Source organism: Oscillospiraceae bacterium (genome assembly GCA_034925865.1).
In the GTDB taxonomy this organism is placed as follows: Bacteria; Bacillota; Clostridia; order Oscillospirales; family SIG627; genus SIG704.
Genome location: JAYFRN010000006.1, coordinates 71,663 through 87,807, shown reverse-complemented (window position 1 = coordinate 87,807; position 16,145 = coordinate 71,663). Strand labels below are relative to the sequence as shown.

The 16,145-nt window shown below is 41.7% G+C and carries 13 protein-coding genes; 4 read left to right on the top strand and 9 right to left on the bottom strand.

The features are described from left to right. The first annotated feature begins 8 nt into the window (after positions 1–8). Positions 9–440 carry a DUF3842 family protein gene (locus tag VB118_02685; protein ID MEA4831510.1) on the top strand — a complete coding sequence of 144 codons (432 nt, stop codon included), beginning with the start codon at positions 9–11 and terminating at the stop codon, positions 438–440. A gap of 115 nt (positions 441–555) precedes the next feature. Here the strand turns inward: VB118_02685 and ytvI are convergent, their stop codons facing one another. Further along, the gene (ytvI, locus tag VB118_02680) at positions 556–1,674 is read right to left on the bottom strand and encodes a sporulation integral membrane protein YtvI (GenBank protein MEA4831509.1); all 1,119 of its coding nucleotides are present in this window, start codon (positions 1,672–1,674) and stop codon (positions 556–558) included. Positions 1,675–2,372: 698 nt separating this feature from the next. Here ytvI and VB118_02675 point away from each other — a divergent pair. From VB118_02675 to VB118_02665, 3 genes are all read left to right on the top strand, one after another. Beyond that, complete coding sequence (locus VB118_02675) at positions 2,373–7,526, top strand: vWA domain-containing protein (GenBank protein MEA4831508.1); 5,154 nt, start codon at positions 2,373–2,375, stop codon at positions 7,524–7,526. Positions 7,527–7,531: 5 nt separating this feature from the next. Beyond that, positions 7,532–7,777, top strand: coding sequence for a hypothetical protein (locus VB118_02670; GenBank protein ID MEA4831507.1), 246 nt, complete (start codon positions 7,532–7,534; stop codon positions 7,775–7,777). 230 nt (positions 7,778–8,007) lie between these two features. Continuing rightward, positions 8,008–8,886 carry a hypothetical protein gene (locus VB118_02665; GenBank protein MEA4831506.1) on the top strand — a complete coding sequence of 293 codons (879 nt, stop codon included), beginning with the start codon at positions 8,008–8,010 and terminating at the stop codon, positions 8,884–8,886. Between the two features lie 7 nt (positions 8,887–8,893). Here the strand turns inward: VB118_02665 and VB118_02660 are convergent, their stop codons facing one another. The 8 genes from VB118_02660 to VB118_02625 form a co-directional block, all read right to left on the bottom strand. Continuing rightward, positions 8,894–9,589: a hypothetical protein gene (locus VB118_02660; protein ID MEA4831505.1), complete on the bottom strand. Its 696-nt coding sequence runs from the start codon at positions 9,587–9,589 to the stop codon at positions 8,894–8,896. Next, entirely contained in the window at positions 9,586–10,701 is a 1,116-nt protein-coding gene (locus VB118_02655) for a DUF58 domain-containing protein (GenBank protein ID MEA4831504.1), read from the bottom strand. The genes VB118_02660 and VB118_02655 overlap by 4 nt, the downstream gene beginning before the upstream one ends. Before the next feature lies 1 nt (position 10,702). Further along, a complete protein-coding gene (locus tag VB118_02650; protein ID MEA4831503.1) occupies positions 10,703–11,701 on the bottom strand; it encodes a MoxR family ATPase in 999 nt (332 codons plus the stop codon). A gap of 138 nt (positions 11,702–11,839) precedes the next feature. After that, positions 11,840–12,307, bottom strand: coding sequence for a VanZ family protein (locus VB118_02645; GenBank protein ID MEA4831502.1), 468 nt, complete (start codon positions 12,305–12,307; stop codon positions 11,840–11,842). A gap of 1 nt (position 12,308) precedes the next feature. Then, positions 12,309–12,803, bottom strand: a complete 495-nt coding sequence (locus tag VB118_02640) for a tRNA (cytidine(34)-2'-O)-methyltransferase (protein ID MEA4831501.1) — start codon at positions 12,801–12,803, stop codon at positions 12,309–12,311. A 125-nt stretch (positions 12,804–12,928) separates the two neighbouring features. After that, entirely contained in the window at positions 12,929–13,861 is a 933-nt protein-coding gene (locus VB118_02635; GenBank protein ID MEA4831500.1) for a radical SAM protein, read from the bottom strand. After that, positions 13,858–14,085, bottom strand: coding sequence for an acyl carrier protein (locus VB118_02630; protein MEA4831499.1), 228 nt, complete (start codon positions 14,083–14,085; stop codon positions 13,858–13,860). Before VB118_02630 ends, VB118_02635 begins: the two co-directional genes overlap by 4 nt. Positions 14,086–14,130: 45 nt before the next feature. Then, the gene (locus tag VB118_02625) at positions 14,131–15,921 is read right to left on the bottom strand and encodes an AMP-binding protein (GenBank protein MEA4831498.1); all 1,791 of its coding nucleotides are present in this window, start codon (positions 15,919–15,921) and stop codon (positions 14,131–14,133) included. Positions 15,922–16,145: the final 224 nt, after the last annotated feature.

The window sequence follows — 16,145 nt, the reverse complement described above, 5'->3', positions numbered from 1 at the left end:
ATATTGTAATGAATAAGAATTTTTGTATCACGGTTATAGACGGTCAGGGAGGAAAAATCGGAAGGGAGCTTGTCGAACGGATAAAAATTCGTTTGCCGGAGGCCGAGATAACGGCTATCGGTACAAATACCGTTGCGACAGCCGCGATGATGAAAGCGGGCGCGGATTTTGCCGCCACAGGTGAAAATGCGGTAAAGGTTGCAGCGCGCAAAACCGATGTTATTATCGGTCCGATAGGCATTATAATTGCGGACGCGCTGCTCGGGGAAATAACTCCGGACGGAGCTGTTTCCGTCGCGCAGAGCAAAGCAAAAAAAATACTAATTCCCATTAATAAATGCGGAGTGACGGTCGCCGGAATCGGAGCGGCTCAGCTTTCCGATTTGATTAATTCAGCTGTCGACGAGGCCGCTTCTCTTTTTAGCGAGAATAAGCAGTAAGCTATATAAATATTAAATAGGCTGTTGCAAATTCTTTAATTGAATCTGTGGCAGCCTATTTTTAATCTGAAAAACTGTTTTAAGTAGCTGTGATAAAGCATTGATGTATCTCGGATTACGACGCTTTCTTTTCGCAGTTGGAATCTTGATGTGTGCTTTCTCTGTATATCCTGAATATTCCGTTTTCATTAAGGTTCTTTATTATGGCGAGAACAAGAGGGCCTGCGATCAATCCTGTTATGCCGAAAAGCGATGCTCCCGCAAACATACCGGCGAGAGCGGCTAGAGGATGCAGCCCTGTCTGCACGCCTATTATTTTCGGTTCAATAAGGCTTCTGACAACGCTGACCGTAACATATACGGCAATTAATCCTGTACCCGTAGCCGTATCATTTCTTATAAACATTAAAATCGCCCACGGCACCAATATTCCTCCTGATCCCACTACCGGCAGAATGTCGAACAACGCTATCAGAAACGCTGATATGAAAGGCGAATTTACTCTGATAATCGCAAGCCCGACAGAAAGCTCCGCGAAGGTGATCAGCATTATCAATGCGTAGGATCTGATGTATTTAAGCGCGGCTTTGCCGGTACAGGCAAGGCCGCGGGTTAAAATATCCCATGCTTTCGGCGATATCTGCGCTTTTAAAAAATTCCGTATGACGGCTGCGTCTGATGTCAGATAATATGTTGCCGTTACGGTTGTCATAACACTGAGGATGATACGCGGAACAGAAGATGACGCAACAGAAGATATTTTCTGCGCCGCGGCCGCGCATATTGAGCTTAATGCCGAATACAGCGCCTCAATTATTTTATCAAAAAGCTCGGCGGCAGGCTTTGAAACGGAAGGATTGAGCTTTTCGGCTATTGCACAAGCGTATTTCATAATTTCCGCCGCCGAAGGAGCGATTATTTGTTCATAAAATTCCGGAATGTGTGTGATCCACGAAAATAAAGCCGAAACAAGCCTTGCTCCGGCGCCAACGGCAATGACGGCAATAATGGTAAAGAATGCGATCACGGTTAAAGCGGATGCGGCTTTGTATTTTATGCCGATTTTATGCGAAAAAAATGACGAAGCCGGCTTCAGTATTACAGAAAAAATAAATGCTGTAATAAACGGGGATGCCACAGGCAGGCAGAATTTTATCGCTATATATGCGGTTACCGCCGCGCATAGCCAGAAAGCAATCCTGACAATATAATCATATTGTTTTTTTTTATCCATTTTATCTCCGCTATTCTTTTTATAGAAATATCAGATCGTGAGCCTTAACAGCATTATTAACACGACATTATTTTATAGCCATGCCGAGTTAATAAATACAAAAGAGCAGCTTTGTAAAAGCTGTCTCAATTCATCAAATTGGAAACAGTTTCTCGGTAAAAATATATGATCATGATTACGAAAGCAGAACCGAATATCATTCATGACAGAGCCGCATAAAAAGACAGATCCGGTATGTAATTAATGTTATTTACACATGAATTGTTAAAGCGGCATTTATATAAGACTTGTCTTATTAGAGAGAAAAGCCCATATACCAGAGGCTTTTCTCTTTTTTAAGCGGTAATTATTAAATACCGAGTTAATAAATAATAGCTGGTTTACATGACTCACGACGTAACTTTCGACATAATTCACAACGTGATAGAAAAGCTAAATTGTTGAATTGCGTGTTATTGATAAAAAGCGAGTATGCTTGGGTGGAAATAAAAATAAAATGCTGTTAAAAAATCATTAAATATTCATTGAATTAACTGCAAAGATATTGACAGCGATTAAAATGTATGGTAAGATTTAACTGCAAAAGCGTATGAAACGTTAGTTAATTATATAGAGTTGTAAATACATATTAACTTTTCGTAAAAACACTATTGCGCAATAATAATAAATTATATAAATTAAATCGAAAGGAAAGCGCAATGAAAAATCTCTTTTTCACTCATAACAGAGTCATGAGATGTGCCGCGGCGTTTATTTCGCTGCTGTTTGTCTTTATGACTCTGCCGCTGTCGGTATTTGCCACGCCGTCAGTGCCTGTGGGAGATCCGGCTCTGACTTATGTTTCAGATAGTCAGACAGCTCTTCCGGATTCTTTCACATCGACCTCTTCTTTGGAGGATGGTAAATATTATCTCATTTCAAACTCCAATTCAGGATCAGGTCATTTTCTTGCTGCCAATGGTTCGTTAGTCACGGATACCACAGGCACGATTTCCGGCGGAACAGTTACCGGAATTTCGCAGAGCGCAATCTGGAAATGCGAGAAAATTTTCGACAATTTCTATCTCACACCTTCGGCTGCAGAAGGAACAAAATATCTTAGACGCGATAGCAGCAGTCTTTCAATAGTAAACAGCTACAATAAAAGAAAAGTATCATATGTTAGCAACAAGCTCTATATCGACAGCTCAAGCAGAGCATTGACATACAATAACTATAATGGCTGGTCTGCTCCATCAAGCGGTACCGGGAATGTTTATCTCTATTCTGCGTCCGCATTGGTCACGGAAACAGAATCGACTGCTGATTTCGATCTTACATATAACACTTCTGACGTTACCGGGACGGTCGTCGATATTGAGGCTGTCAGAAATGATATCATCGGCTTTGCCGCCTCAGGCAGCGGATTCCCGGCGGGGGTCTCCTACACATGGACGGCAGTATCAGACGGGTCAATAAATTCGTCAAATGTTATATCAAATAACGGACTTGCTGACGGTCAGTTCAAAATAATCGGTGAAGGCGACGCACTTATCAAAGTGACGGCCTCCTTCCAAGATACTTATAGCAATACGAAAACCATAAATAAATACGTCGGGCTCACCGTTTCAATTATGGAGCCTGTGATTTCCATACAGGGAAATAAGAATATAAAAATAGTCAGAAACGGCGAAGCGTCTCTGTCCGGATTATTTATATACATTACTTACCCGAACGGGTCCTTCGAAACGGTGCCCATTACCTCCGATATGCTTGAGGATTATAATAACTTAACGCTCGGGACAAAAAGCGTAGGAGTGTATTACGACGGCGTGCTCGCGGGCACTTTGAATATAACCGTCGTCGAATCTCTTATAATGGATGATGATCCGGACTATCCGAATCCGGGTTCTGTCAGAATCAAAAAATCCGCTTCCGGCTCTGCTTTCCTTTCGACAGGTGTCGCAAATGTAGAGCTTGCCGTGACGGGTGTGCCTATTAAAAAGGGCTTTGACGTAATTCTTGTGTTTGACATATCAAGAAGTATGGCGGGATCGCGGATCGCTTCGGCAAAAGAGGCTGCGGCGAATTTCTCCGATAAGCTGCTTGCTGACAATGCCGACGGCACAAAAACGTTAAACTCAGTTTCGGTTGTTGTGTTTGCCGGAGAAGACTGTGATTACAATCAGGGTTCGCTTCCTTATGACGATGTTCGCACAATGTCCCTGAGAGTCAACGACAAGAGCGAATCCAATTCTGTAATTAACTCAATAACGATTGCTAGCGGCGCCGCCACCAACTATGACTACGCATTTCAGGAAGCGGGCGTTGTCGCGGATCAGATAAACACGGCAAACACCGCGGCGGGAGAAACCGACAGACCCGTATATGTGGTTTTCATGACCGACGGCGCTCCCACCAACTACAATGGCGTTTTTTATGAATCTCAGGCTGCTGATACTAATTATACTAAATCGCTTTATATCGATCCTTTAAATCCATCAGCCGGTTTACGACTGTATGTTCTTGACGGAACCGACGGAAACGGACACAGCGTCACCTCCACCGCTTATGACAGCAGCATATATACAAATAACCATAATTCGGTGAAATACAGAAAAGGCTGGGAGGATTTTTTCACCGGCAGCACAAACGGGTATGCCGATCTATTGAAAACCAAGGTAACAAAGATTATTTCCGTGGGATATGAGGTTACAAACGGAAGCGATCTTGTAGGCGCGAATTCCATACCTCCGTCATATAACGGAGGAAGCACATATGTGCGCGGGGCTTCGTGTCTGCAGGTGCTGCAAAACAACTCATCTTCCGCCGCCGACGCTTATCTTGCTGAAAACGCGTCCGAACTTTATACATTGTTCGGCGATATAGCCACGTCTATCAGAAAAGCGGGAACCGTAGCTGTCGTGACCGATACGATGGGCGACGACTTTTCTCTTCAGACAAAGCAAAACATGCCTCTTACCGGTCAGATAGGCGTTGTAAATCCCGAAACCACACAGCTTGATCCCGCGCCCGCGATAGAGATAGGAACATATGATCTCTACACGAGAGCCGACTGGATCAGCAGTCTTTCCGGCGCATCACCAATGCCATACGATCAGATAGGGACACGTAAATCCTCACTAAACGTTTTGGAAAGGGTGACATTCAGTGCTGACGGAACCCAGGCATACTCAAGCCTTATCGGCGGAGGTACACAGAATATTTTCGCCGGAGGGATAATAACCGCCGTACACTTTATCTATAACTCGTCGACAAAGACGTTTACATGGACAATCGGCGATATTACAGAAAAAGAAATCGCTCTTAAATATTATATTTATCTTGATAATTCTACTCAGGGAACAGGAAAAGAAGCTGGATTGTACGACACGAACGAACATGCGGAGTTGGTCTACAGCAATTACCTCGGGAATGAAGTCACCAAGCTTTTCCCCGTTCCGAAGCTCGCATGGGCTGAGCCACAGGTCGCGTTTCAGTTTTATCTGGTTGACAACGCCGGAAATCCGGTGCTTCCGGACGGCACGATAGTCGGCTTCAGCAACAGATATACTGTTACTGATGAAATATACAGAGAGATTTTATTCAACACTTCACAGAACCTCTTCAATGAGAATTTCGACGCGGCATCGCTTGTTCCGTCTCCGTACGAACGCTATGATTCCGCGGCAAATTACAGCATAACAACCTCAAGCGACGGACTTAACAACCACTTTACAATCACGACAGGCGCAGGTAAGCCGGTCACGACAAAGTTGTATTCGTCATTAACCGGGGGTCAACCGGATGACTATTTCAATACAAAGGTTGCTTTTGCGGTTACATTAAAAAAGCCTGCGGCTCCCGATGCTATAGTCATTGATTACGGACTTCCGGCGGATATAGATGTCGCCGCGAACGATGCGCCGGATCTCATTCCGACATATGTGCTTATTGACGCTCCTTTTGAAGCCGGCACGCTTGAAAACAGACTTTATTATAAGTCCTTTTCATCTGTGAACGCTGCTCATATGTTTTCCTACGATCAGAATTCCGAATTCAAAGTCGAAATAATAAACCCGGACGGAGGAGCTAAGCCGTTTATCAGATTCACACCTAAGAAAGCTCTGAACAACACGGTCGATTTTTATTACATCAGCACATACTTCTCAGAAGGCAGCATACGTTATATTTATTCGAAGGTTACCGTCGTTCCCGCTTCCACCATGTATTACGAAGATAATTTTGAAGGCTTTGTAATATATTCCGGAAACGTATCACAAAGTTATCTTGATGAAGATGGAAATGTTGTTGATACGGACATTCTGAAATATATAACATTGGACGGTTCGGTATACGGCAATCAGCTTTTAATTGACGCATGGACAAACTATGTCGCGCGTATACAGGAAACAAATAATTATTCCGGCATAGATACAGTTCATCCGTACGGATTTGAAGCCACATATCAAGGCGATAAAATATTCAGCTATTCATCTCAGACACTGCTTAATGATAACAAATCGGATACCGTCGGAAAAGCTACATTTAACTTTACCGGCAGCGGCTTTGATATCATAAGCAGAACAGATATTGATTCTGGTATGATAGTCGTCGAAGTATATGACCTCAATGATATAATAGGGACTGATATACATGGCAACAACAAATACAGAAGAATTGGTCTTATTATAAAGGATTGCTATTTCCATGCGGGATTAATATATCAGATACCGGTTATCAATTATGACTGCGGTAAATACGGAAATTATAAAGTCGTTATAAAATCCGCTTATGTTCCTCTCCCTGAAAACGAATCAAGAGGAACGGTATATATCGACGCGATCAGAATATACAATCCGCTTGATGAAGCAGGCAACAGTTATTATCTTGATCACGACGAAGCATATCCTCAGTCGTTCGAGTTGAGAGACCTTTTGCTTTCGCTCAATACCGAGGACAGAATTGGGCTCAGCGGAGAAGGCTCGACAGTTTATATCGATACAAATTCCGCCGTCACAAGTCTTGACCAATACAAAATGGTCGGCCCGAACAACGAGCTTTATCTCGCGCCCGGCCAATCCGTTTCATTTAAGATCAAGACTGACGCGCCTCCTGCAACAATTCAGATAGGCGCAAAATCAATCAATGGAAATAAATCCGTGCTCAATATAAACGGCACTGACGCATATGAAATTGATACTGCGACGGATATGAATTACTACCTGCGCAGCAGCAGCAACAGCGGTAATGTAGGATATGTGAATTATACCGTCGCCGGTGATGGAGTAATAACCCCCGGAGCGGATAAGTATTACACGACATGCGATATTACCATAACCAATACAAGCGCCACTGGGCTTCTTGCGCTTTCCAATATCAAGCTGACATATAGCGCGAGACCTTCGTATGTCGAGTCTCTCGGAGTTGTGATCGGAACAACTGCGACGCCCGCTCCTGACCTTACGTTTACAGGATGTGTTGTGAAAAACACAATCGGTTTCGCAGGATCAATAATGATTGTTTCGGCTCCGTCTTCATCTGAAGTTGAAAAGCTCAAGATCATGTCCGGAACAACCGAAATTACGCCGATATATACATATGTCGGTTCATCAGGAAGCGAGAAGCTGTTTATAATTTATCTTTCCGGCAATGCCGACCCGGCAACGGAATATACTGTGCAAGGGTTAAAGGCAGCAGGTGGAAATACATATTATATCGGAAGCAGTGTTTTAATCGGCGCAGCTGTGAACGGCGAAAATGTTATTACCGCGGGCGAATGGCTATCCGCTCAAACGGATCCGGTAAAATCAATATTCGAAACAGCCTCTGCTGAATTTGCCGGCAGATACGTTATCAGATATTGGAGGTGATTTCGATGAAGAAACAATATAGAAAACCGACAATTAATATCGAGAACTTCAAACTTACGGAAAGCATAGCGGTAACTTGTCAATCAATGACTGTTTTTGCTTTAAACAATACCTGTTATCCTCCCAGATCGATCGGTTCGGATGAAAACGGTGAGGCTATAACTGTGTTTTATGCCGAGGGCTGCAGTATAAGCGGAGACAACGATCCGACATGCTATCACGCCCCCAGCGGAAATGTCATAGGTTCCTGAATCTTTCAAAACCAAAATTCAATAGTTACGATATGTTTCGTAATCTCGCTAAAGGGGCTTTTAAAAGCCCCTTTAGCATATTTAAAAATAGGAAATATTGCAAAATAATTTATTAACTTGTTAATTGAACAATTACCGCTTAAAGAGAAAAAGCTCTGGTATATAAGCTTTTCTCTCTTGTAAAAACAAGACGAAAAAAATAACATATTATTAATATTTTGGAAGAGCAAATGCGATATACAATAAAAATATGTGACAAAAAAATAGCTTTGGAAATTCCTCCGGAAATAAAAATAACGGAATACGGAAAAGCCGCAAAGTTTTTATCCGAAGATAAAAGCGGTGCGGCCGATCATTTGTGCTTTTTTGAAATTGTAAATAAGATACCGGAGATATCGGGCGATATTTTATATATAAGCGAAAGCGTAGAAATCAGTTTTATTAACGGTAAATATTATAGATTCTATAAAGAATATAATAAAGAAACTCCTGTTGCATGTTTAATAAACGATGCATACGAAACCGGAACACATATTTCTAATGTCTTAATAAAACAGGATTTTGTTCGCTTTATCAATAGTCTCGACATATGTTTGAATTTTATAGGATTCGAAGAAATTATTACCGGCTTGGGAATGCTGATGATGCACGCATCTGCAATAATATATAAAAACGAAGCAATATTGTTTTCCGCTCCCTCAAACACCGGCAAATCAACTCAATCCGAGCTTTGGAGAAATATTAAAAAAGCAGAATATATAAACGGTGATAAAACAGCGATTTATATGTCCACACATTCACGAATTCTTGCGTGCGGTATTCCGTTTTCCGGAATGTCTGCTGTTTGCGAAAATATTTCCGCACCTTTGAAAGCAATCGTCTTTTTATCGCAGAGCACCGTAAACAGTATAAAAACACCTGACGAAAAAACCGCATTCAAGCTCATGCTTAAGAATGCGGTATACAACGAATGGGATATAAACAAGCTGTTGCCAGTTATGGACATAATAGAGAAAACAATAAAAACTGCGGATATCGTTGAATTCGGATGTGTTCCCGACGAATCGGCTGTAAATGCGCTTGATGGATATCTGTATCCAAATCAATAAAACGCTTTCAATTAATATGCTTTAAAAGCTCTATCGTTGCGTCGTCCGGATCGATACTGTTATACCTGGCAAGCTCGTAATTATCGAAGAGAAGGGAAACCTCCTCTTTTTTATTATTTGTATAATTCGGCGCCACAAGAGAAATTTCACGAGAAGTATCGGAAGCAAATAATTTATAACCTTTTTTACAGAGGTGTACCATAAATTTAATATACAAAAAACGCGTTCTTTCTGCGTTGGAATGCATATCGCGCCATTTAGGTCTGTTTCTGAGATTTAAGAGCTGTTCAATAAATCCGGGAGTATCATGGTCTATGACGATGTCTTTTTCATCTTTGCCTCGCATGAACGATGTCCGGGGTTTCAGCTTTAAAATTTCAACGGTCTTTGCCTTGATGATTTGATATGCCTTATGAATAAACTTGATTATACCGCCGAAAAGCTTTCCGAAATATGTTTTCGCGACTGTTTTATTGTATTTCGCAAAGCATTTTAAGGATATATAATAAAATAGAATTCCGACGATGACGGCGGCCTGTTTCAGATATCCGGTGAAATTTATCGAAAGAATACTGAGAATGACAGCGATTAGAAAAAATATCAGCGCATTGCGGTAATATTTGTTTTTTATTTTTTCCGTAAAACGGATTTTTACGTCTTGAATGTCGTTATCCGTGACTTTGTCCGGCTTTTTTATATTCATATCGGACTTTGCGCTCCTTCCAATGCCTCGTCATCATCTGTTCGGAGAAGAAAGATATTAACTGAGTTGCCGTTATGTTCAAGCTTTAAAATTTCGTCGTCTATGACCTCGTCGATATATGAAGTAAAGATCATTACCTCAGAATCCTTCAGACCGTCGGCGAGATCAAATTCCACAAGAGACAGGAAGCTTATACCCGCGCGTGGACGTATCATAGACATTTCCTTGAGCATTTCTTCAAAATAATACGCTCCGGCAGTAATGTTGTGTTTTAAATACATATCTCCGTTTATCATATAACAATTTGCAGAAAAACCCACGTGATGACCGGATTCCAACGCGGATTGAATGATTGTCGCGGAATCCGAAAGTGCTTTTTCCATAAGCGATTCATATTTTACTGTTTGTATATTTGAGTTTATATCCGTCTGAAAATTTATATATAGTTTGAATATCCGCGAAGATGAAAAATCGCGCTGATTTACCTTGAGTTTACCGAAGCCTGTTCGCGCCGAGGCCTTGAAATTAATCAGATTGAACGGATCGCCGCTTTGATAATCTCGTATACCGGTTATCGAAAAAGGATCGGTTAAGAGCCTGCGAAGGGATATGCAATCACCCTGAAGATTGTTCTGAGGACGCGGAACAGCGGAAAAATCGTTAAGCATCGGATATACGAAAAGCTCAGCCGGTGCTTCTCGCGGATTTTCTCGATTGAGATTAAAAATACAAACATTGGAAAGTAAATAATATCCTCGGGCAATACAGTTTACTGTATGCGTACGTTTGATTTTCATATAAGGCATAAGCTGAAACCGGCTGACGAGATACTGCATCTCGTCGTCTGGCGCTCCGGCGCTGATTGAATCGATTCTCAGCTTGCAATGTATAAAAGCTTCTACATCGACAAAAAGCATAGGGAGAAATGTTTTATTATATATTGTCTCCGTTAGGGTTATTGTCTGACCTTCGAAGACACCGGTATCGGAAAATTCACGTTTATATTCAAGTTTGTCTATCTGCCATTGGCGTATACGACGTAAAGCTATAAAAATCAGGTAAATGATAAGCACCAATGCAGCGTATTCGGATAATTCAATATAAGTTGGCATATCAGATATTTTTTATCGGCTGCTTCGGTGTTATGTTCCATCCGGAAAGATCCTCCGTCGGAACTGTCACACGAGAAATAATATCGGAGACAATCGCGGAGGCGGCGTTTCGGTTGACCTTTGCCGAGCTTTTCAATATCAGTCTGTGACCGACAACAAACGGAGTGGCACGCTTGATATCATCAGGTATCACATAATTTCTCCCTTGAATGGCTGCGTATCCTTTTGACACCTGAAGAAGCGCGAGCGCGCCGCGCGGGCTGAGACCGAGAGCCACTCCCTCCGCGTTTCTGGAGGCTTCCGTGATCGCGGAAATATATGAAAACAGATCGTTATGAACATAAATATTCTTAAGTGCTTCCCGCGCTTCAAGTATTTCAGACTTTGAGACAACAGCTTTGAGATTATTAAGCGGATTTTCGCTGGCAAAACGCTTTAAGATCTCATCTGATTCTTTCCGTGTCGGATAATTCATCGTGACTTTGACAAGAAATCGGTCAAGCTGAGCTTCGGGAAGAGGAAATACGCCCATGCTCTCGATAGGATTTTGAGTCGCAATAACGAGAAACGGCGAAGATAGCTTTCTTGTAACGGCGTCAATGGTTACCTGATGCTCTTCCATGCATTCGAGAAGACCTGATTGTGTTTTTGGAGTTGCTCTGTTTATTTCATCGGCAAGTATAATGTTTGAAAAAACCGGACCGGGTATAAATTCAAATTCCGATATTTTCATATTAAAAAAGTTAATGCCTGTTATATCAGTCGGAAGAAGATCAGGCGTGAATTGAATGCGTTTGAAGATACAGTCTACAGAGGCGGCAAGAGATTTGACGATTACGGTTTTACCGGTTCCCGGAACATCCTCTATAAGGACATGACCGTCACATAAAAGCGCTATTATCAAAAGATCTGTTATTTCACTCTTCCCGACGATGACTTTTTCGATGTTTGTTTTAATTTTTTCTCTGAGCTCAGATATCAGCTGCATGAAAATTACCATTTTACCTTTCCGAACAATTTATTTTTGACGCGGAGTTAAGTGATTACCGATATAAGAGAAAAAGACTTAGTGCTTTTATCTCATATAATACAATTATTACTTATTGCAAGTATTACAAATCTATTAACGATGTTAAAATCAAAGCTTCGTACGGCGAGGTTTAATTTTATTTCTGAGAATAAAAAACAACAGTAGGGAGGCGGTGAGCACACCTGAAAAGTCTATCAGCATATCGGATACCATGCAGGCGCGTCCGGGTACATATAATTGAATTATCTCATCCGAGATAGCTGATATCGCTCCTGCTGTGAGCGTTATAATGAAAGCTGGTCTTGCTGAAACAAACGAAGCGGCAGAAGCTGAAAGCAAAAAGCCCAAAATCAGAAATTCTGTGAAATGAGCCGTTTTTCTGATAATTAGAGATACAGTTTCTTCGCTGACTGGCCGCGATGGAGACACATGTTCGTTTATAAATAAAGTAATTTTATTGGAGTATCTGTCGCTTTGGTTTTGTGACACTTTAGAAGGTTTCAATGAATTTGAAAATATAAAAGCAAGCCAGACACACGCGGCTGCGAGGAAAATAATTCTTTTGAAATACTTCATATCAATAATCCGCCAGATGCCCGTTAATTTGAAAATCATCGAAATTCCATTGCCTAAGCACTTCATAGATCGCAATGGCAACTGAATTTGAAAGGTTAAGGCTTCGTATGCCGGTCATCATAGGTAGTCTGAGCGCTTTCGAAGCATTCTCTTTTAAAAGCGTGACAGGCAGTCCGGCGGTCTCTTTCCCGAAAAACAGATATGTTTTTCCGGCAAATATTGGCTTTGTATATATATTGTCGGCTTTCGTGGAAAAGAAGTAATAATCTCCATTATTTCTCGAAAAGAAATCATCAAGGCTTTTATAATATGTAATATCGAGATATTTCCAGTAATCAAGCCCGGCTCTTTTCAACTGGGAATCCGTGACTTTGAAACCGAGCGGTTCAATCAGATGCAATGCACAGCCGGTGGCGGCGCATGTTCTTGATATATTCCCAGTGTTTTGAGGAATTTCCGGTTCGTGAAGCACGATATTTAATGAATTTTCAGACATTTTTATTAGTATGCCTTTCCGCCGAACCCAGGCTTTATGACGGTTTCGGCTTGCCAAACTGCTATTGTTTATAAGAGAAAAGCCTATTTATAATAACTTTTTCTTTTTTGGCGGTAATATAATTATTAATTTATCGTCGTTTTATTAATTTCCGGGACATATCCGTTTTTTGCCGAGGATATATCCTGAAAATACCCGCTCATACCGCGGCTGATACACCTTTTCTTTGCTGTTTGGTATTCCAATGTGAGAATTTTCCGGTTCATACCGGCAGGAAGAGAGCTGTCTGAGTTAGGAGTGTATTGGCTCATCAAGGAAAAAAGCGCGGGCGGCTCTCCGTTTACGGAAAAAGAGTCGAAAATATCAGCGACGCGGTCAATAATATCAAGGCTGTCATGGTAATGACCCGGGAGCACGAGATGGCGCACTAAAACGCCGTTTTCTAAAATGGTTTGATCACCGTATTTATTAAATATAATATTTTTAATCAACATTTTCGCAAGGGAAGTAGACGCAAATTCATAATAATCCGGCGCTGAGCTGAGCTTTCCGGCGAGTTCAGCGGAGAAATATTTCATATCGGTCAGATAAACAGAGATATAATCGTTTAAAAGTGTTATTGTTTCCGGTTTTTCATATCCCGAGGTGTTGTATACAAGAGGAATATTCAGGTGGCCTTTACACAGTTCAACTGCTGATATTATGGAATATATGTGCGGTGTCGGGGTGACAAGATTTATATTATACGCTCCTTCATCCTGAAGCCGCAGAAAAAGCTCTGAAAGCATCTGCGGAGTAAATGCCGTCCCTGTCTCCTTGCGTGAGAAATCATTGTTTTGGCAGTATACGCATCTGAGCTGACATGATGAGAAAAAAACGGCACCGCTGCCGCGTATGCCGTCTGTTCCGCTTATACATGGTTCCTCCCAGTGATGAAGGTAACTGTTTACAATATACGGCTGTTCACCGCAGCGGCAAAAGCCGCGCGGCTTTGAGACCGTTCTGTCGGTGCCGCAATCCCTCGGACACAGCCGGCAGGAACGAAGCGGATTTGTCATGCTGTTTTTGATTCAATATAGTCTACAAGATCACTTACAGTGATAAGAGTGTGTATATCCTGTTCATCAATGTCAATTTCGAATTTGTCCTCGCATAAAACAACAAGATCGGCAAGCTCGAGAGAGTTAAGTTTTAAATCGTCGATAAATTCAGCGTCTGGTGTGATGATTTCTGGCGAGACATCAAGCTCGTCCGTGAGAATTGCTTTGAGTTCTTCAAACATAGATATAATCTCCTGAAAAGCATATGCATTATTATTTAGGATGAGTTATTGGTTTTCGGCCTTTACCGTGTGACGTTTAATTTTATGCGAAGTGGTTTTATCAAATTCGGTTTTTCTGATCTCAATTCCTCTTATTTGTTTAAAAGAGGGGAGTGATTTGTTCAGCTTGGCGATCTGATCCTTGATTGCTTCGCTGATATCTACTATATCAGTGAGACCGATTGAGGCGGCATAAGTAAAATCCGGGAATATAAGAGCGGTGATGCCGTAAGTCTCGCCGCTTTCATTGGCTTTTCCTATGATCACATTTTCCGCTATCAGCTGGACTTTTTCGAGATAACTTTCAATTTCCTCGGGAAATACATTTTTGCCATTGTTGAGAACGATGACATTTTTTTTACGGCCGGTGATGTATAAGTATCCGTCTTCGTCAAGATAGCCGTAATCTCCGGTTCGGAACCAGCCATCTTCAATGGCAGCGGCCGTCGCTTCCGCGTCGCCGTAATACCCAAGCATTATATTTCCGCCGCGCACAACGATTTCACCGTATGAAGCGTTAGGATCCTCTTTGTCGATCATGACTTCAATTCCCGGGACAGGAAGTCCGACAGATCCGAATTTCGTAAAATGGTATGGACATACGGAAATAAGAGGAGCACATTCGGTGATGCCATATCCCTGGGAAACTACAATTCCGAAAGCGGCAAATTGCTGGACAAGCTCCGGCGCGAGAGCGGCTCCGCCGCATATTATTTTTTCAAGTCTTCCGCCAAAAGCGGCGATTATATCTTTGAAAAGCGGCTTTCTTATATCGATCCCGACTTTGCGTGACAGTTCTGAAATAGTAAGCGCCGTCTTAAGCTTTTTGTCGCGGCCTGATTTAACTGCGTTGTCCCAGATTCTTTTATATATTGTGGAAACAAAAAGAGGGACGAGAACAAGGCCTGTCGGTTTGTAAAATTGAAAATTCTTAAGAATATATTTAAGGCTGTCATTGATACATACGGTAAGACCGTATACAATCGGCGTTAGAATACCACAGGTCATTTCGTATGTGTGGTGTATCGGAAGGACTGAAACGATTACATCTGATATGGTGAAATTTGTCATCTGGTATGAATCGTTTATGGCGCAGACAAGGTTTCCTTGAGAAAGCATGACGCCCTTGCTTGTTCCAGTGGTGCCCGAGGTAAAAATAATAGCGGACATTTTGCTGATATCCTGTGGGATATCGAAGAATTCGGTATGTCCTGTTGATCTCAGGTATCGGCCGCGGCGGAGAAGAGAAACGAAGGAAATGTGTTTTCCCTCAAGTCTTATTCTTCCATCCTGTGTCTGACCGTCTTGAGCGGGAATACCGTCGTTGACGGAAAGCTCTGATTCGATAAATTCCGGAGTGAACTTTACATAGCAATTGATATCACAGCCATTATCAGCTTCGTCGTTGCCGTCAAAAAGCTCGGAAAAGGACTCGGAATAAAATACGGCGGAGGCGCCGGATCTTGTAATAAAATTCTTTATTTCCTGATGAGATAGGTCCTTGTCGAGCGGAACAATAACTCCTCCTGCGATAATCACGGAAAGATACGTAATTATCCATTCGGGGGATGTTTCGCCTATTACAACAGCTGTTTTACCGGAAAGATTCATATCAAACAGCGATGTTCCCAAGTCTGATACGAAATCGGAAAAACGGCGGAATGAAACAGATTCCAAATTGTTATTATGCTTGAAACGCAAATAATCCTTGTCGCCGAACAAATCTGCGCTGTCGAATATAAGCGATCTTAAATCGGTTACGACGCGTGGTTTACGAGCGGGATATCCTTTATACATCAGTGAAGCTCTCTTTCATGAAACTTAAGCCAACGTTTTTAATAAATTAAGATACATTCCTTATTATATTTCTGCTCAGACAATTTGTCAATAGAAGTTGACGAATAAAACCGTGGAAAATATAATAACAGTATTGACATATATTATTCATATATGATATTATTATTAACAGAAGATAAAACAGGACATGATGACTGATATAAAAAATTTCGCTTATATATTGA

Bases quoted from the DNA above. Each gene is read 5' to 3' on its own strand.
- VB118_02685 (MEA4831510.1), top strand. From the start codon at position 9: ATGAATAAGAATTTTTGTATCACGGTTATAGACGGTCAGGGAGGAAAA.
- ytvI (MEA4831509.1), bottom strand. From the start codon at position 1,674: ATGGATAAAAAAAAACAATATGATTATATTGTCAGGATTGCTTTCTGG.
- VB118_02675 (MEA4831508.1), top strand. From the start codon at position 2,373: ATGAAAAATCTCTTTTTCACTCATAACAGAGTCATGAGATGTGCCGCG.
- VB118_02670 (MEA4831507.1), top strand. From the start codon at position 7,532: ATGAAGAAACAATATAGAAAACCGACAATTAATATCGAGAACTTCAAA.
- VB118_02665 (MEA4831506.1), top strand. From the start codon at position 8,008: ATGCGATATACAATAAAAATATGTGACAAAAAAATAGCTTTGGAAATT.
- VB118_02660 (MEA4831505.1), bottom strand. From the start codon at position 9,589: ATGAATATAAAAAAGCCGGACAAAGTCACGGATAACGACATTCAAGAC.
- VB118_02655 (MEA4831504.1), bottom strand. From the start codon at position 10,701: ATGCCAACTTATATTGAATTATCCGAATACGCTGCATTGGTGCTTATC.
- VB118_02650 (MEA4831503.1), bottom strand. From the start codon at position 11,701: ATGGTAATTTTCATGCAGCTGATATCTGAGCTCAGAGAAAAAATTAAA.
- VB118_02645 (MEA4831502.1), bottom strand. From the start codon at position 12,307: ATGAAGTATTTCAAAAGAATTATTTTCCTCGCAGCCGCGTGTGTCTGG.
- VB118_02640 (MEA4831501.1), bottom strand. From the start codon at position 12,803: ATGTCTGAAAATTCATTAAATATCGTGCTTCACGAACCGGAAATTCCT.
- VB118_02635 (MEA4831500.1), bottom strand. From the start codon at position 13,861: ATGACAAATCCGCTTCGTTCCTGCCGGCTGTGTCCGAGGGATTGCGGC.
- VB118_02630 (MEA4831499.1), bottom strand. From the start codon at position 14,085: ATGTTTGAAGAACTCAAAGCAATTCTCACGGACGAGCTTGATGTCTCG.
- VB118_02625 (MEA4831498.1), bottom strand. From the start codon at position 15,921: ATGTATAAAGGATATCCCGCTCGTAAACCACGCGTCGTAACCGATTTA.